The following is a 16,834-nucleotide window of genomic DNA, read 5'->3' on the forward strand; positions in this document are numbered from 1 at the left end:
CGTCCGGCGCGTCCGGCGCGTCCGGCGCGTCCGGCGCGTCCGGCGCGTCCGGCGCGTCCGGCGCGTCCGGCGCGACGGTCGGCCAGCCCATGGGCGCCCGTCCACCGGGTCTTGGCGGTGGAAGACATCGGGGCACTACGCGAGCCGGCCCTCACGCGTGCCCTCCGTCGCAGGACGGGCTTCGTGTTCCAGGCGTTCAACCTGGTCCCCGCGCTCGCGGGCCTGGAATCGCGACGCGGCCGGCGCGCACGAGCCGAGGAGCGCATCGGCCGGGTCCGCGCGACCGGCCTGCGGAACCTGCCACTGTACGGTCTCGGACTGAACCGGGTCTGGTGCGAACTCGCCTTGGATGCTTGCGAGTTGGTGGCTTGGACACGGATGCTCGTCCTCACCGGCGACGCGAGACGGTGGGAGATCGAGAGGGTTTGCTTCCGCCTCTTCGCAGTTGCGGGCCGCCTGCCCGACCGATGGCCGCGGCCGGGCACCTGCTCGAAGGGATCGCCCGGCTCGACCGGCTCGCCGCAGCCACATGACACCCGACCCGATCGCCCCGACGAACCGAGACCGACCCGCAGAGGTGGAAACCGGCGCGCACCCGGCGTGACAATCGGGCAATAGCCGAGCGGTCGCTTCGGAGGGGCCTCATCTCATCGGCACGAAGTCCCCGTCGGCGAACCGACGAGGACTCGTGAACGATCGAGGATGTCGGGTGACTTCCCCTCTCGGTCGAGGCGGACCGTGCACGTCGAGGGACGGTGACAGTGGCCGCCTCACGGTGGAAGGCGCACCGTGGCTTCGCGGCCGGACCGGTATTCCACGGAGGCGATGGTTGGGCCCGAGGGCGCACCCACAACCCGGCGCGCCGGCCGGCGGATCGTTCCCGACGCCCAACCGCATTGTCATGCGTTCGACACGGGGTAAGAGCCACCCGGCTCGTCCTTGAACTGCTTGTGATCCTGCTCGATCTGACGACGGATCCCGTGGATTCGCACGATTTCCGTGGGGTCGGCTGCGGAGTGCGGGCTCTCGTCCTCGCGTGGCCCCCCGGACGGGGCAGGTCGGCGGGGGATCAGGGCGCGTATTGCAGGCCCTGGACCGCGGCCACATACCAGTCTCCCGCGTTCTGGGACTTTCTCCGGGCCAGTGCCTGGTTGTTGGCGTCGAGGTTGTTGTACTGGGTGCCCCGCCATCCGGAGGTGAGGTCGGCCAGGGTGACAGGGCCGAAGAGTTGCCCGACGACTGAGGCGTCGTACACCTGCGCGGAGCGGAGTTCCTCGTCCTGGGGAACCTGTGCCGTGATGTTGGTGTTGCAGGCGTTCTCGACGAACTCGGCGTCCTGGACCTCCTGGTAGACGCAGTGCGCGCCGCTCTGCTGGTTCAGCAGGCGCGACCATGCGTTGCCGACGGTCCCCATCTGTTGACGCACGGCATTCTGCCTGAGGTCGATGCCGGTCTCCTCGAAGAACTCGATGCGGCCCGCGGTGACCACGTCGGCGGCGGTGACGGAACCGCCGGGTATCACGAGTTGCCCCGATCCGTTGAGGACGGCGGCCGGGGTGGGGTTGCCGCCGAAGCGGGAGCCGTACACGTTCTTCCAGGCGACCAGGACCCGGTACTGCCTGGGGTTGGTGGTGGGGATGTCGTAGATCAGGTGGTAGGCGTACATGTCTTCACCTCTCGCTCGGCGAGTTGCGATCACGGTGGGGCGGCCCTGTCCGCGTGGGCCCGATGCGCTGACGGGGCGACAGGCGGAGTCAGGTACGAGGGCTGCGGTGTGTGGCCCGGTGTCGATCGGGAACGGTTCGCGTGTCCCGACGCGTCATCGAAACCGAGTCGGTCGTGGGTGTCCGTCGGTGCCGCCCGGCGCGGCCGCGTTGTGGGTTCGGGAGAGAACGGGCCGGGCCCGCGCGTGCGGTGTGTTCGGGTCTTTCCTCGTGGTGGGGGGCCGGTCGTTGCCGCGGTCGGACCGAAGGGCGCATGGGTTGCCCGGGGCGGTCGCCCTCGGTCCCCGGGTCGGGCCACGCCACCTCGTACGAACCGTCGACGCGCGGGAGGGCCCGGGCCTGTGGCCTCGGAACCGGGCCGGCTCCCGCGCCTGCCCTCCCTTTCCCCTCATCGCAAGCCCCCCGGCTCGATGGATGTTTCTCGGTACGAAACAGCCGATACGGTGTCAAGCCCTTTCACCCTAGGCGCCCCGCCCACGGCTCCGCAGGCGCATGGATGCTTGGGTAAGGTTTGGCGCGAATTCTACGGTCACACCCGAAGTGGCCGGATATAACGCCATCGGTACCTGTTGGCGCCGCCGCCTTCGACCGACGGCCGATGGACCTGCCTGCGGCAGGCTCGCGTGCTCCGCCGCATCCGAGCACCGGGTGGGGCCGGACGGGGTGTCGAACCCGACGCGTCGGCCATCGTCGGGCTCCGCCGCCGGGGCCGAAGCGCTCTCGTCCCGGTGGCTTTGGGTCGTCCGGCGGGCGTGGGCGCCCGACGATGGGCGCCCCGATGTCGGCCCACGTGTCCGGGCCGCCGTACCCGGAGCGCGAACCGGCCCTCGTCGTCACCGCGTTCGTGGTCGACGTCGACCCGGTTCGCGCCGATGGCGTCGATCACTCGCGGCGCGCGGCACCACTCCCCCGGCGCAGGGTCGTCGGCGCGGGCGGTGAGGAAGTGGGCCCGAGTAGGCTCGCGCCGCCGAGGAGCAATTCCGGTAGGGGTCGGCCTTCGGCACGAGAGCAGGGACGCCCGCATGGTGTCCTCGACGGTGGCCGGTGGCAGATCGGGCGCCAGGGCGAACCGCGGGATGCCACAGACCTCCGGATCGTCCATGTCGCGCCGGGGGTAGCGGGTGAGCTTGAAGTCGCAGCCCGTGGCGAGGCGGCCGGAGTGGAGTCGGGTTCTGTACGTTCGGGTAGAAGGCGTGGCTGTGTATCGACGGCCTCGTATGGGCGGGCGCAGGTGATCTCGGTCGGGCGCTTCGTGGCGGTTCCCGTTACGCCTGGGAGTTTCCGGAGCCGGAAGATGGCTCCCGCGTCGTTCTTCCTCGGGATCCCGGCGCCGAGCCTGTCCTTGGTGCCGCCGACCTGGACGAGGAGGTCAACTCCGAGTGCTCGGCGAGGTCGGTCATGTCATCGTGACCGGTTGCGGCACCTGAACTTGTTGTCGGGGTCGATAGCGGTAGACGATTCAGTGGCGCTTCTTGTCGATGTCCGCCTTGACGCCGACAAAGGTCGCGGAGGGCCGCTCGGTCGGCTTCTCCTTTTCGTTTACCGGTTGGAGATCCGGTTCGAGGTCCGGTTCGAGGTCCGGTTCGAGGCAGCGGTCCTTCTTGAACAGCTTCGCTTTGACGACGCACGCTCTGGTCGCGGCGCAGCCGGCGTTTACCTTCGGCGCGCGCCGGCCGTTGCCATGCAGCCGGAGCGGCAGCGGGTTGCGTTCAAGGGGCTCGGCTCGGACAGGTCCACCGAGCCACCCAAACGAGTGAACCATCCGGCCTGGACGTGGCGAACTGCGGTATATGCGCCGTCACTTGGCCATCGCTATCGAGATTCGGTCGGTGGAGTCTCACGACCGGGTCCGGATCCTTGAGTGAGACTTGGACTTCGAGTTGTTCGCGCTGTCCGGCGTTGTCGACCGACGGGTTGAGCCGGTCGTGCTCAGCGAGGAGGTCGCAATCACCCGGCAGGGGCGGGATTCGGCAAGCAAGTCTCGCGAGAGACCGGGTGATCGGATGCCTACTTCCCGGCCCTCTCGATCGAAGATCTTCGGGAGAATCGTACTGAAGAAAGCGAATCCTTCGCTCGTGTGCATCACTTCGACCGGGTACCGGCGGTGATGCACGAGGTGGTAAACCACTGTGACCGTGGCCTCATGGGGCAGTTCATACCGGGCGCCCCAGGGTGCGAAGGTCGGTGTCGTCGCATGGTCTCTGGCCGAGACGACCACTCGCAGGACATCGCCGTCCCCGGACTCGTCCATCTCGACTCCAAGTGAGTGACGACTCTGGCCTGCGGGTCTCGGATTCGCATCCAACCGGACTCCCTCAGGACATCGGTGTTGACATCAGGACACGAGATCCGAGACCCTACGAACCTGTAGGTTCTCGCTTTCGGTGTCATGCGCCGACGCTGTGACCTGGACGTTCCCCTTCAGTCTCACGACGTGTCGGCTGGCGGCTGTCTCAGATCAGTGTCATTTCCTCAGGCTGTCCAGCCGCCCCGCCACTGTCCGGGCGTCACGACCCTGAATCGGCAACCATCCGTTCCATCCACTCACGCACCTTCACTGCTCGCTCGATGCGGCTGACGATGTCCTTCTTGGACGCCGTGTCCAAGCTCTCCGGGATCTTGTCGAAGGTGTCGGGAAGGACGTCGAGGAGACCCCAGATCTGTTGGCCGGTGCTGACGGTCAGCAGTTGCCGGCACCTCCACTGCAGCGGCGTCTCGGGACGGTGCGTGAGTCGCTGCACGAGTGTCGGGAACAGGTAGTGCGTCGCCTCTGCGGCGAGGTGCTCTCGGAGCCAGTCGACCGGAAGCCGCTGGCTGAAGCCGTAAATGGCGGCCTCTTGGGCCAGGTCCAGGAGCTGAGCGGTGTCGACGGCTCGAACAGTGCGAGGAAGGGTCGGGGCCATGTCGCGATGATGCCAAGAAGTCCCTGCGGGGCCGAGAGGTCAGCTGGACCGAGAGGCGATCTGGCGACGGGCAACCCCCAGACTGCCTCGAACCGGTCGAAGCGACCTGGTTGTCACAGGTGAGGCCCGCGACTCGTCGGATCGGTGCGCGGTGTTTGGGCGCCCGGCACGATCCGAAGGCGAGCGCCTGGGAGAAGTCCCATCAGGAGCGGTTGAACCAGCGGCGTTTGGCCCGGGGCTGGGGCGAGGCTCCATCGGCCTGGGCCGCCGACGGGTCGTCGTACTCGCGGGAGATCACCCGGACCTGGCCCGACTCGACGTCGTGGCGCACGGTGTCCAGACCCAGGCGGTCCAGTTGGGTGATGCTTTCGGCGTGGAGGGTGGTGTTCAAGGGGAGCATCCCGACCTTCGGGTGTGTCGGGCCGAGCTTCACTTCCTCGCTGAGCAGGATCTGCATCAGATGGTCGGCGGAGGCCGAGGGCAGGTCCTCGTCCACGGCGACGTGCAGCATCAGGTGTTCCTCGCCGGTGGCCTGCCACCGGACCCGCGCCACCCACACGGAGCGGACGGCTGGGAACTCGCGGACCCGCCGAACCAGTGCGTCGCGCAGGGCGACCGCCACCGGGTCGGTGGACCATTCGAGCTTCATTTCCGCCGCGGGCCCGTAGGTCGCCCAGTCCCGCAGCACGTGCTCGGAACAGATCGCCTGCCCGTTCTCGGAGCGGATCCCGAGCACGGCGACGCCGGTCTTCTCCAGGATGTCCCTCACCCGCACCGCGTCGCAGTGCACCATCCCGGCGGCCGCCGGCAGCAGTCGCGCGCCCAGCGCCGCGTCGGTGAACCCGAGCAGCGTCGGTGGCTGCTCGTCGTCGGGGAGGAACATCACCGATCCGGTGTCGGTGACGGGAACGAACACCCCGCCCTCGAACAGCGCGGCGAGCACCGCCTCCGGCGCGGGCTCGGGGCCGTCCGCACGGCGGTCGAGAAGGTCTGCGAGACGTACGTTCGAATGCTCGATCACGCGTGCAGCGTAGTGCCCGGACCTCCACCGGTCCCGCCCCATCGGCATCCGAGAACCGGTCCGCGCGGCCCTTCCCCGCCATGAGGGGGCAGGGCACGCAGGGCGTCCCTTTCCGATCATCGGATCGTTGGTCTGGTCGTGGCGTTGACCCACGCGCAGTGGGCGGGTATGGAACCTTTGTTGCCGGACCGGACGCCGAACGGGGCGGGCGGTGGTCTGATCACCGTCAAGTGACCGACGCGTCGCCTGGCGAGACGGCGCCGGACTGGTCACCGTTGGCGCACCGTGAGCGATGACCTGTGCTCTCGCCCTCGCTACCGACTTCGTGGACCTCGTCGACGGACCGGGAGCATGCCAACGCTCACTGCTGATCGCCCTCGGGACGCCCTCGACTGAACCGACCACGCCACCGCGCACCCGCCGGCCGATCGACGGCGGGAGGCTCGCTGGCAAGGGCCTCGCCAGCGAACGGCGCCGCAGCCGAAGCACCGTTGTCATCGCCCGAAGTCGTCGGCTCGGACGCCGGCGGGTTCGAGTCCTGCCGGGAAATTGGCGGTGACCAGAGCAACGGCCTCCTTGGCGGTTTCGGTGTAGCCGATCACGATGGAGCTGCGGGGCCGGCGGACGCGGAACCGCCCATCGGAAAGAGGGTCGACGCACGGCCCCCGCAGGACGTACGGGTACCCGGTGCAGCTGCTGAAGCACGGGGTGTGGTGGCTGGTGAAAGGAAACAGGTGCCGCAGGCCGGGTTCTGCGAAAGCCGCCTCAAGGAGTGGAACGATGCCCGGGTACGGCCGCGTCGGACGGAGGATCTCGTGGCGCTCACGCATCCACTGCCAACTCAGGATCTACTGCTGCCACTTCACCTCGACCGCAGCGGCCAGCCCGCGTTCGTGGGCCGCGTCCAGATCGGGAAGGGCGGGCCTCGGCGGCAGGGGAACGCCCTCGGCACGGGGGAAACGGTCTGCGCTCACGATCCCATTGTGATGTTGAACCACCACCCGGAGAAGGTCAGCCACTCTCGTGATCCTGGCTGCCGGACGGCGAGATTCGAATGTGGCCGACGAAGCAGACCGTTCGAGCTGGGAACCGGATCCTGCGAGTCGGGAACAGTACCCGACATGCTCCGAAACGTAGGCCGTGCGCGAAACGGCCGAACGGCCAGGGCTACGGGCTACCCGTTCGTGAATCCGAGTTCCGTAAGGCGTCGGTCGACGAGAGTCAGGATCAAATCCGTTGCGGATAGTGGGAAGTACTCTCGGCCTCTGACCGGATGCACACCTGCTTCCTTCAGCGCCGCCAGGATGCCTCTTTCCAACTCCGGGGCCGCATCGTTGGGGAGCCCGGAGACGGCTCGCAGAACAGTGGCGAAGCCCTGCGTGGCGTGGAACCGAAGGCGAGGACGCGTCATCCCGGAGGTGATGCCGAACTTCACGGTCGCGATCTCCGGATTCTGGACAACGTAGAAGGCATCCCAGGTCTTGCCCTTGCACCAGCGGCAGATGCCCTGTCCCTGTTGTACAGCGGTCGGATACGGCTTCCCCAAGTGCCCCTCGCGACAGATCACCTCGTGGGGTTCGCCGACTCCCAGCCATGTCGGCTCGAGCACTTCTCCGCCGAGCTCTTCGACTCTGGCCTTGAAGTTCCGATAGGCGGTTTCAGGATCGTTTCCCACACAGGTGCGGCAGTACCCGGAGCCGACACGCATGTTCTTCGGCGTCGGGGTGTACTCGTGGCCGTTCAGGCACATCACCCGATGCGGGGCGGCTTTGCCGAGCCACTGCTCCTCGACGACTTGACCACCGGCCCGGGCCACGTTCGCGAGGAACTCCGCGTGTGCCGTTGCCGGATCGTTCCGCGAGCACACTCGGCAGATCCCGCCGCCATCGCGTACGTAGCCTGGTCGTGGGCGGCAGACGTGGCCCTTTGCGCAAATGGCGTTGTGACGCTTGTCCTTGCCCAGCCACCGCGATTCGACGACCTTGCCCCCCTGTTTCCTCACGTTGGTCTTGAACTCATTCCACGCGGCCTGGGGATTACTTCCGGAGCAGGTCCAGCAGACACCCTGACCACGCTGCACGGCGTTCGGCGTCGGTTCGGCCCGGTGGCCCGCAAGGCAGCGGATCCGGTGTGGCTCGGCACTACCCAGCCAGTCGGTCTCCACCACGACGCCGCCGGCCTGCGTCACCGACTCCTTGAACTGCCTCCAGGCCCTCTCCGATTTCACGGAAAGACGCATGCTCAACACTCTCCCCCGTAACCGTGTTGTGTTATCGGTACGCGGAACAAGGTATGGCTACGACGACGTAGGTGTCCTGGCATCTTCGAGAAACCCGACCCACGGATACCGTCCGCCAGTGCCGTGCATGACGCTGTCCGGCCGCGACGCCCGGGCTTCGCATCAATCGGTGTGTTGAAGCCGTGACCTGAGCCTTCGGGTGCCGTCCCGGCCTGGGCCATCGCGTACCGTTTTCGTCTCCACGAGACGGTATTTACCCGGCGAGGACGCACATCACGGCCTGAGCCACTTGCTGTCCGAAGGCGGTGGGACGCATGGTTTGTGCCTTGGTGGCGCGGATCAGCAGCGGCTGGCCGTAGGCGGCTTCCAGGAGGACGATCTGGTGGTTGAGTGATCCGTGGGAAAGGCCCATCGTCTCGGCCGCGCGGACGATCGAATGGTGTCCCAGACAGGAGACGAACCGTTCCAGCGGTTGCCACGAGTTGTGACCGGTCAGCGCGGGGGCAAGGATCTCGTGCGGGACGTCTCCGGCGATGCCTCGAGAGGGTCCCGACAGCGGCACCTCACGGGGGTTCGGGGTGCGATTCGGGTCGAGGGGTGGCAAGAGGGTCGACAGCGGCTGCCAGGTGACCGGCTCGTCGTGGATGCCGTTGCGTGCGAGATATGCGTGCCCTTCGGCATCGAGTTCCGAAGACAGGATGGTCAAGTACCACGCCAGGTAGGCCCGTTCGTGCTGCTTGTCCCCGGCGATCGGCCTCCCGGCGCGTGCGCTCTGGCGGGGCAGTCCGCTGAGGCGATGGAACAAGAGGCTCCGGGCGGCATGTTCGAGTTCGATCGGGACGCCTGTTCGCCCGCAGATGCCTCGCCAGATGCGCGGTGGGAGAAGTCCGTTGTAGTCCAAGGTGCGTCGCCGCTCGTAGTCGATGGCGACTTCGTTCGCATCGAGATGGTCGGCCAGGCCGATCAGCGCGTTCGCGACGTCCGCCCAGGTTCCCCGCGCGCGCAGGCCACGCAGCGTCTTGGTGACGAGGACGTCACTTGCGGGTGATCTCAGCCGTTCGCGGATGGCTTGGTGGGTGGCGTGACTGCCGACCATCAGCACACTCATCGCCAGCACCGGTCCCTGCGACAGCGCGGAGGAGCTCAGGGAGGCGCACAATCGTGCGGTCCAGGTGAACCAGAAGTCCGTCGGGACTTTCCGTGCTCGCCGGGACAGCACCATCGGGGTGTTGTCGGCGGTCGGTCGGCGCGGCAGTTGCGTGGTGGTGCGGTAGCAAGTTGTTTCCTCACGCTGAGCGTGGGGCCAAGGCGGCGAGGTGGACCGCTTCGAGGACCGTGCTCACGCCGTCGCCCCAGTCCTCGACCGTGCTGGCGCTGACCGGCTGACGTCGCTGTTCGTGCTGGTGAGCGAGGATCGGGCGGACCAGGGTCGCGCCCTGTCGGACGTCCGGGTCCTCCAGAACCTCCAAAGCGGTCGTGGCCGCGACGGCGACGTGCGTGCAGGCCGTGGGAGCGATGAAGCTGGGCGCCTACCTGTCGTCGCACGACAGGTAGGCGTCGGCCAGTCCGGCGGGGAGTCTCGCGACCAGTTCTTCCCGGGGCAGGTCGGTGAGGAATCGCGAGCCCAGGGCACGAATGTCGAGGAGAACCGCCGGCGCCGGTTGTGGGTTGTGGCGGTACGCGCCGAAGGCGAGCGGCCGCTCCCGGGACTCGAAGATCTCCATGATGCGGGTCTGGGCGCGCAGTACGGGACTGTCGGGCTCGAGCCGAACCGAGTCGGTCTCCGACAGGTCGAAACCGCAGCCTCGACGGAACGGGCCCGTGGACCGGGGCGGCGGATGTCCGCACAGGCCCGGGCGGGGAATGGCGGTGCCGGAGGTGGGCAGCATGCGCGGGACGCGTGAGCAGGCCGGGCAGCGGTCCGCCAGCAAACGGCGGTGGTGGACGCAGGCGGACGCCCAGCCCAGGCGCCATTCCAGCTGCCAGCGGCCCTTCTGTTCCTTCAGGCACGAGGGGCAGAATCGGGATCCGGTGCTTCGCCCCCAGATCGATCGACGGCTGACCGATCGGCTCTCTTCGTTGACGAGCAGGATCTGCGGATCGTAGTGAGCGAGCGTCATCTCCTTCACCGCCGAGCACGAGACACCGGTCGCTGCCGTGATGGCCTCGGCCTCGGGGCCGGTCAACATGATCGTCCGTCGGGGCGCTCGTTCGCCGTCCCGACCCCGGCCTTGCGTTCGGGCGGCGAAACCGAAATGCTCCAACACCTCGCCGACCGATGTGTGATGGCGGGCAGCCAGGGCGTCGATCCAGGACTCCAGGGACTCCCCCGGAAGCGGGGCGACACGGATCGGCAGGCTCCGCGGCCGTGGTTCGCTCACGCCACTCGAGTGCCGCCGCGGCGGGGGCGGCTGGTCAGGCGTCGGGTCTCCAACGCGGCGTGGAGTTCCTTGCGGGCCCTCTCGGACGCCTCGTCGTTCTTGACCCCGTCCAAGAGATCGAGACTCAGACGCTCCTCGCCACAGCGGACGGCCCGTTGGCAACCCCGGTTGATCAACGTCATCAGCGAGCCGATGTGTCCCGTGCTGCGGGCGAAGAGGTAGTCGCTCAGGTCGTCGGCGAGCATCCCGGGGTGCTTGTCGGCCAGGACGATGCGCTGTTCGAGGGCCAAGAGCATCTGCCGCCATTCCCGGCGACCCGCCTCCGTGTCGATCGTGAAGGGACGCATGCCCAACCGCGTGGTGCGGCGGCCGGTCTGGGCCAGGGCCGCGTCCGCACCGTGGCCTCCCTCGCTGAACAGGCCCTTGTCGGCGAGGCCCACACCGATCATCACCAAGGTCACCGGGAACTCGTTGGCGATCCACTTGAGGTGATTGCTGACCTGGATCCCGCTGCTGGCACGCCATCTCAGGAAGTGCAGGTCGTCGAGCGCAAGCACGCGGACCTCGCACGACAACACGCAGTCCAGGGCCCGGTGGCCGAACTGGGCCGTGGTTCCGCGGGCGCGCCCGGGGTGACCGAAGAACTCGAGCATCGCCCGGTTCAGGTCCTTCATACCGGTGTTGCCGGTCAGCCCGACCCGGCAGACCGGCCACCGCTCGTGTCCGTCCGCAGTCCACTCGCCCTCTTCGGCGATCTCCCGGCGGTGGAATTCCCGGAGGAACGCCAGCACGGACGTCGTCTTGCCGAGTCCGGGGAAAGCGTCCACGGCCACCGCCCCCTTGGCCTTGTCGCCGTCCTGCACGTTGCTGTCGACAATGTCCCACAAGTCCTCGTGCAACTCGGCCAACTGCGGTGTCCTGACCGGCCCGAGGTTGGCGTGCCGCTCCCGCCGCAAACGGTCGTAGGCGGCACGCGCCCCGTCGTCGAGCCCCTTCAACGCGGCCATCGTCAACAGTTCCGGCTGATCACGGCGCGGAGCGTCGGCGAACGCCTTGAAGTCCTCCTTCCGGGACAGCGCGAGATTGCCCGGACTCGGCGGGATCGGATCGCTCACACGTCCTTCAGGGCGTCCGCGTAGAAGTCGTCCTCGTCGGCTTGATCGTCATCGCCGGACTCGGTCACCTCTACCGGACGCGAAGCCTCGATCTCGCCCGCGTCCGGCTCGCCGAGGGCCTTGCGTACGGACGGGAGCGAGAGCACCGATTCCTCGTCGTTCTCCGGGAGTTCGATGGCGGCCTGTTTGCGGGAGAGCCGCAGTGCCATGCGCCGCTCGGCGATCGTGGTGCCGAGCCCGAGATTCCAGCGCTCGAGCAGATCGTCGACGGCGACCCGGTCGTCCGGATAGCGGTACTTCGACGCGGCCAGTTTCCGAGCGAACACCAACGCGTCTTCGCTGAGCGGCATCGACGCCGAGGGAGCGTGTTCCCAGAGCAGGGGGTGCCAACGGCGGTCGGTGGGATCACGAAAGTAAATCCGGGTGATGTCGTCGGGGTCCATCTGGAACGGCCAGCCGTCCCTGACCGGGCTGTCACGGTACGGGCTCTTGATGTTGCGGTAGGCATCGAGGGCGGAACCGTTGTAGCGACGGCGGTCGATCTCGACGCCGTAGTGCTGGATCGTGCGCCACTTCGTCTGCAGGAACTCGAAGGCGAGGTCCCGGTCCCGGGGTACTTCGATGTAGCCGGCCCGGGCCATGCCGTGCTCGAACATCATCGCCGGAGACATCCTCAGACCCGGCAGACCGGGGTCCACCAGACCCGAATTGAGTCGGCAGTGATAGTCCACCGCCGTCCACTCCCGGATGATCGCCTCCAACTCGTCCAGGAAGAAGAACGCGTCGTCCTCCGGACTCTCGCCGCGGGAGTGGATGTCGGGACCCTTGTAACCGGGCAACACCTGCAACAGGCCCTCGCGCAGGGTGCGGAAATACCGCGACCGGGCCCTTGTCGCGACCGGTTCGCAGCCTCGCCGGCTGGATCGAGATCCCCATGCGTCGACAGACGCTCGTCAAATGCTCGGAGACGTAGACCTTGCCGTGGTCGACCACGAGAGTCTCCGGCACCAACGGCGGGGAAGCAAGACCCGGGCCCTCGACCGCATCGCGGTCGACCAGCACAGCCCGGGGAATGCCGTGTTCGGGCCAGGCCGCGTGCCGCGGCCAGTCCCGCCCCGCAGGACGAGGCCTGAACGACTGGTAGAGCACCGCGCTGACGTCCACCGCCTTCGTGGAGACCGGCGTGAGCCGGATCCCGGTGATGCAACGGGTGTACCAATCCATGCCGACACTCAATTCGGCCTGCACCCACCGCAACGTGAACGGATCGAACGCGAACACATCCAGCCGGGTGGTGTCCATCAGCAGGTACTCACCCGGTCTGGTCGGCCGCAGCTTGCCGTAAGGTCCCTCCGGCCGATCGGCGATATCGCGGTTCCGTTTCGTACTCAGCCGGAACAACGGATGCCGGTCCTCCAGTTCCTCAAGCAGTCTGAAGGCGGTCGCGCGGCTGGGTTGCGGCACGACGTCCGGACCGAACCTGACGATCACCCGGGCCCGAGTCCGGTCGATCACGATCGTGCGGGACGGCTTCGACTCCCCGGTGTGCTCGACCATCACTTCCAAGGCCGTCTCCACCCACCGGTCATCCACCTTCACACCTCGCCCACGCGCAGACCGCCCCGCCATTGCCAGGCCTGCCTCGCCTCTACGGCGGTAGTCTCGAACCCATCGCTCGATGCTACGAACGGTGACGCCGACTTCGGCGGCCTTACTCGCGTAGCGGTCATAGAGGCTCAGGTCAGGCAGGTATTCCGGTCTCGGCTCCCCTTCCGTCGCCAACTCCGGAAACCCCGATCGGTAACCCGTGAGGACTTCGCGGACATGGCGGCCCGAGTCCGTACCTCTTCCTGGTCGGCCTCCGACAACTGGCTCAGTACGACACCGGCGACGTCCTCGTCGTCGTCACTGGACGGCCCGGGACCGTCCGGGATCACGCAGGCCCGGTCGGACAGCAGCAGTTCCCTCACGGCCAGCCGCATCAACCTGCCGTGGCCGTCCTTGAGTACGGCTTCGTTGCCGTTCACGGTGATCGCCAACTCGATCACCTCAACAGTCTCGCCGTCGTAGCGAAACCGAGAACCGACTCCCATGCGAGTTCCGACCCGGCTCACATCGGCCTCTGTAAGGCGTGATGCGTGCTGAGCGGCGTATTCAGATCGGTGACCAACTCACCATGCCAAAGAAGGTGCAGGACCGCAGACCGGACCAACTCTGGATCCCGCTCCGGCAGTTCTTCGGCCACCCCACCAAGAACACGACCGTCCATTTCCATGGCTCGAATTTCATCGAGCAGGGCGTTGTCGAACAGCCAGTCACGGCGGCAACCGGCAAGCAACCGCACGTTCTCCAGTTCCGCCGGAGCGGGCTCACTCCAGATCACGTACTGCCACCCGCGCGCCTCCACCTCCCGCCGGGTCCAGGCAAAGGTGAACGCCACCTCCGGCTTGGCAACCCGGTACCTCGGCTTGACGTCCACGACCACCGGTCCATTTCCGGTGATCAGCAGATAGTCCGGGATGTGCTTGCGGAGCTTGCCGTCAACGTTGGCTTTCAACAGGAAGGGCTGAGCCAGAATGCGGCGTACGATCGGGTCGAAGTCATCGAACAACAACCGTGCCAGCTCAAGACGCGACTCGTAAATCACGTGGTCACGCATGGTAGAAGACCAGTAGGTCCCTGAGTAGTGCCTCTGGCCCCTGTACCAACGGAAGGTCCTCCACGGAGCCACCGCCGCCAGGCTTGCGCTGCTGACGTTCTCCCACGGCTCGTCCTCGAAAACCCGGACCGGTGTACGGAAACTCACCACCGCCGACTCGACTGGCATCAGCCACCTCGCCCCTGCAGCATCAGATTCGATGCGTTCAAGCAGTCCGTGACAGCTTGAGGCAAGCAGCAGCACGTTCGCCAGGATGACCTGGAACACTCACACGTTTGAGCGAATTCCAGACCAAGGGTCTGGCCAATCTCACGGCAATGTCGTATCCGACATCCATCCGACATTGACCGTGAGATTCCGACAGGGGAAATGAGACCCTACAACCGGTCAGGCCGCGAAGCCGACCCCGGAGGCGAACTCGAAGCCGCCCCAGTCCGAGCCGAGATCGGCCAACACCTCGTCGGTCCACAGTTCGTCCAGCCGTTGTTCGTCCCCGGCCGCCCACGCGCGCACGATCGCGTCCCAACGGCGGACGTTGACGTTGCGGTGACCGGCCACGCCGGCTCGGCGGTGCGGCTCGCGTACCCCGGACTGGTCGTGCGGGTGCAGTTCCACCCGGGTGCCGCGGCCGTTGTTGTTGAGGCGGCCGGTCAACGAGCGGGCCACGTTGCGGCGGCGCAGGTCGCGGTACGCGGCCTCGATCCGGCGCAGGTTGGCCCGGTTGGGGGTTTGGTCCTCGGCGAGCCAGGCGGCCAGGGTGCGGGAAGTGACCGTGATCCCGGCGGTGTCCATCGCCGCGTAGCCGGCGTGGGAGGTGGTGAGGTAGCGCAGGCGTGCGGCGAGGCCGCGTTCGGTGTCGACGGGTGAGGTGACGCCGTCGGCGAGTTCGTCCAGGCGCTGCGCCGCCAGGGCGGAGGCGCGGGTGCCGCGCATCCCGTATTTGCCGGGCTCCAGGGAGCGGTACGGCATACGGGATCAGATCCTCTCGGGCGAAGCGGGGTCCCGGTGGGGGGTGTGTGGCATCAAGTCTTGTCCTTGGTTTGGAGGGTGTAGGTGTCCTTGACCTTCACATCGCCGACGCCGCGGCCTTCGGTGAAGACGGTGAGCCAGTCGCCGCCGGTGAGGTGGAGTTCGTCGGTGCCCATCACCCGCACGACCGTCAGGCCGCCTTGGTGGGCTTTGAATGCCTTCCCCCACAGGTTGGCGAAGGCCTGGGAGCGGATGATGTGCATCCAGTCGGGGCGGTTGATCTCCCGGTTGTAGTTCGAACCGCCCATGGTGGAGACGAGTTTCGCGTACATCTGCTTCACGTAGTCCAAAGTGACGTCGTCGTCTTCGGCTACCGCGGTGTCGCGGGCGTCGCGCAGCGCGGTACGCAGACGTTCGAGGAGGTTCTCGGTCGCCACCGCCGTCCAGGACTCCAGGATCTGCGGTTCCTCGCACAGGCGCCCGTATTCGGGCGACGCGCAGCGCAGGAGCAGCCGAAGGGTGGGGTCGGTGATCCACAGGGGGCCGGGCTCGTCACGGTCTCCGAGCGGGTTCGGCAGATCGTCGTGGTCCCAGGACGGGGGGTCGATCAGGTAGATGCCGGCGCGGCGGCGTTTGCGGCCGCGGGGGCCGTCGAAGTCGTCCGGCTCCGGGTCGGCGCGGTGTTCGAGCGGGCCGATCGGGAGGTGGGCCTTGAGGGCGGAGAGGTAGGCGGCGTTCATGTCCAGGGCCGTGACCTCGTGCTCGCCCGGGGGCAGGTTCCTGTTGCGCCACTTGGGGCGGGCTTCCCATACCGCGTCGGCTTCCTCCTTGCTGCGTTTGCGCAGCAGGTCCGGCAGGGGCGGGTACCAGGTGTGTTCGTAGCGGGATCCGGCCCGGGAAAGGCGCAGGAGTTCCATGACGTCCGGGATCGCCCGCCTGGACAGCGCCTCTCCTGCGGCGGTGATGTCGCCCTCGGCCGCGGCGAGTTCCTCCGCCACCGCGCCGGCGATCTCGCCGGGCAGGGGGTCCTCGTCGGTGTCCGCGACGATGCGGGGCGCCTCCGATACGGCGGCCCTGCGGGCGATCGGCTTCCCGGGCTTTCGGGCAACCGGCTTTCGGGGGGCCGGCTTCGTCGCGGTGGACGCGGTGCGGGTGGTCTCGCGTGGCGTGGGCGTGGGCGATGTGAGGGGTTCGGCCGCAGGTACGGTCGGGCCGGCGTCGGGGGCGGTGGGTTGGGGGTCGGTGAAGCGGACGTGGGCCAGGTCGGCGTGCAGCGTGGCTTCGGCGATCGGGCCCAGGTCGCGTTCGGCGACGATCGCGACGGCGAGTTCGCCCTCGCGGGTCAGGTGGACCACGGTGTCTGCCTCGGCCAACGCCGCCGCGACCTCCGGGGGTTCGCCTGCACCGCTTTCCCACACGACCACCACCGGCACGTCCAGGTCCGTCGCCAGACGGCGCAACGCGGCCACGCCGTCGCGGACATCGGCGGCGCCGGGGAGGAGGTGGTTGAGCGGGTCGACGGCGATCAGGCGCAGGCCGGTGATGTCGGCGGCGGTGGCGCGCAGCAGGTCCAGGGTGAGGTCGGCGCCGTCGTCAAGGAGGAGTCCTCCGGCGGCCAGTCGGGCCGACGCGACGTCGGTGGTTGCGCGTTCGGTGTCGGTGAGGGTGCCTGCGCGCAGCCGCCGGTGGTCCACGCCGGCGGCGGCCGAGGTGAGGCGGGCGGCGATGTCGGCGCGGGGGCGGCCGGGCGTGCACGACAGCACCGCGTTCGGCGAGTCGGCGTCGTCGGCCGGGGCCAGGGTCGCGGACAACACGGTGCCCGC

The 16,834-nt window shown here is 67.9% G+C and carries 15 protein-coding genes; all 15 read right to left on the bottom strand.

Annotated features, from left to right (window positions below; translation table 11 throughout):
• Positions 1-1,069: 1,069 nt before the first annotated feature.
• Positions 1,070-1,666 (bottom strand): hypothetical protein, encoded by a 597-nt coding sequence (locus tag GT354_RS40400; protein ID WP_161361492.1) that lies wholly within the window; start codon positions 1,664-1,666, stop codon positions 1,070-1,072.
• A gap of 1,517 nt (positions 1,667-3,183) precedes the next feature.
• Positions 3,184-3,486, bottom strand: coding sequence for a hypothetical protein (locus GT354_RS40405; RefSeq protein ID WP_161361494.1), 303 nt, complete (start codon positions 3,484-3,486; stop codon positions 3,184-3,186).
• 745 nt (positions 3,487-4,231) lie between these two features.
• The gene (locus GT354_RS40410) at positions 4,232-4,627 is read right to left on the bottom strand and encodes a hypothetical protein (RefSeq protein WP_161361496.1); all 396 of its coding nucleotides are present in this window, start codon (positions 4,625-4,627) and stop codon (positions 4,232-4,234) included.
• Between the two features lie 202 nt (positions 4,628-4,829).
• Positions 4,830-5,648, bottom strand: a complete 819-nt coding sequence (locus tag GT354_RS40415) for a hypothetical protein (RefSeq protein WP_161361498.1) — start codon at positions 5,646-5,648, stop codon at positions 4,830-4,832.
• An 848-nt stretch (positions 5,649-6,496) separates the two neighbouring features.
• Positions 6,497-6,622, bottom strand: a complete 126-nt coding sequence (locus tag GT354_RS56075) for a hypothetical protein (protein ID WP_272923978.1) — start codon at positions 6,620-6,622, stop codon at positions 6,497-6,499.
• Positions 6,623-6,822: 200 nt separating this feature from the next.
• Positions 6,823-7,887 (bottom strand): hypothetical protein, encoded by a 1,065-nt coding sequence (locus GT354_RS40420; protein ID WP_161361500.1) that lies wholly within the window; start codon positions 7,885-7,887, stop codon positions 6,823-6,825.
• Positions 7,888-8,140: 253 nt separating this feature from the next.
• A complete protein-coding gene (locus GT354_RS40425; RefSeq protein WP_161361502.1) occupies positions 8,141-9,109 on the bottom strand; it encodes a LysR family transcriptional regulator in 969 nt (322 codons plus the stop codon).
• A 64-nt stretch (positions 9,110-9,173) separates the two neighbouring features.
• Positions 9,174-9,356, bottom strand: coding sequence for a hypothetical protein (locus GT354_RS40430; protein WP_161361504.1), 183 nt, complete (start codon positions 9,354-9,356; stop codon positions 9,174-9,176).
• Positions 9,357-9,416: 60 nt separating this feature from the next.
• Positions 9,417-10,268: a TniQ family protein gene (locus tag GT354_RS40435; protein ID WP_161361506.1), complete on the bottom strand. Its 852-nt coding sequence runs from the start codon at positions 10,266-10,268 to the stop codon at positions 9,417-9,419.
• On the bottom strand, positions 10,265-11,383 hold the full coding sequence (locus GT354_RS40440) for an ATP-binding protein (RefSeq protein ID WP_161361508.1): 1,119 nt from the start codon (positions 11,381-11,383) through the stop codon (positions 10,265-10,267). Before GT354_RS40440 ends, GT354_RS40435 begins: the two co-directional genes overlap by 4 nt.
• Positions 11,380-12,231 (bottom strand): Mu transposase C-terminal domain-containing protein, encoded by an 852-nt coding sequence (locus tag GT354_RS55070; protein ID WP_237535936.1) that lies wholly within the window; start codon positions 12,229-12,231, stop codon positions 11,380-11,382. The genes GT354_RS40440 and GT354_RS55070 overlap by 4 nt, the downstream gene beginning before the upstream one ends.
• Before the next feature lie 888 nt (positions 12,232-13,119).
• A complete protein-coding gene (locus GT354_RS55075) occupies positions 13,120-13,476 on the bottom strand; it encodes a hypothetical protein (RefSeq protein ID WP_237535937.1) in 357 nt (118 codons plus the stop codon).
• Positions 13,477-13,493: 17 nt separating this feature from the next.
• Positions 13,494-14,309 (bottom strand): TnsA-like heteromeric transposase endonuclease subunit, encoded by an 816-nt coding sequence (locus GT354_RS40450; protein ID WP_346012395.1) that lies wholly within the window; start codon positions 14,307-14,309, stop codon positions 13,494-13,496.
• Positions 14,310-14,429: 120 nt separating this feature from the next.
• Positions 14,430-15,011 carry a transcriptional regulator gene (locus tag GT354_RS40455; protein ID WP_161361510.1) on the bottom strand — a complete coding sequence of 194 codons (582 nt, stop codon included), beginning with the start codon at positions 15,009-15,011 and terminating at the stop codon, positions 14,430-14,432.
• Between the two features lie 53 nt (positions 15,012-15,064).
• Positions 15,065-16,834: DnaB-like helicase C-terminal domain-containing protein (locus tag GT354_RS40460; RefSeq protein ID WP_161361512.1), on the bottom strand; the 1,770-nt coding region annotated here is incomplete at its 5' end.

The sequence above is a fragment of the Streptomyces sp. SID3343 genome, from assembly GCF_009865215.1.
Lineage (GTDB): Bacteria > Actinomycetota > Actinomycetes > Streptomycetales > Streptomycetaceae > Embleya.

Excerpts from the sequence above, each read along its gene's own strand:
- GT354_RS40405 (WP_161361494.1), bottom strand. The coding sequence starts at position 3,486 with ATGGTTCACTCGTTTGGGTGGCTCGGTGGACCTGTCCGAGCCGAGCCC.
- GT354_RS40400 (WP_161361492.1), bottom strand. The coding sequence starts at position 1,666 with ATGTACGCCTACCACCTGATCTACGACATCCCCACCACCAACCCCAGG.
- GT354_RS55075 (WP_237535937.1), bottom strand. The coding sequence starts at position 13,476 with ATGGGAGTCGGTTCTCGGTTTCGCTACGACGGCGAGACTGTTGAGGTG.
- GT354_RS40455 (WP_161361510.1), bottom strand. The coding sequence starts at position 15,011 with ATGCCGTACCGCTCCCTGGAGCCCGGCAAATACGGGATGCGCGGCACC.
- GT354_RS40410 (WP_161361496.1), bottom strand. The coding sequence starts at position 4,627 with ATGGCCCCGACCCTTCCTCGCACTGTTCGAGCCGTCGACACCGCTCAG.
- GT354_RS40425 (WP_161361502.1), bottom strand. The coding sequence starts at position 9,109 with ATGGTGCTGTCCCGGCGAGCACGGAAAGTCCCGACGGACTTCTGGTTC.
- GT354_RS40420 (WP_161361500.1), bottom strand. The coding sequence starts at position 7,887 with ATGCGTCTTTCCGTGAAATCGGAGAGGGCCTGGAGGCAGTTCAAGGAG.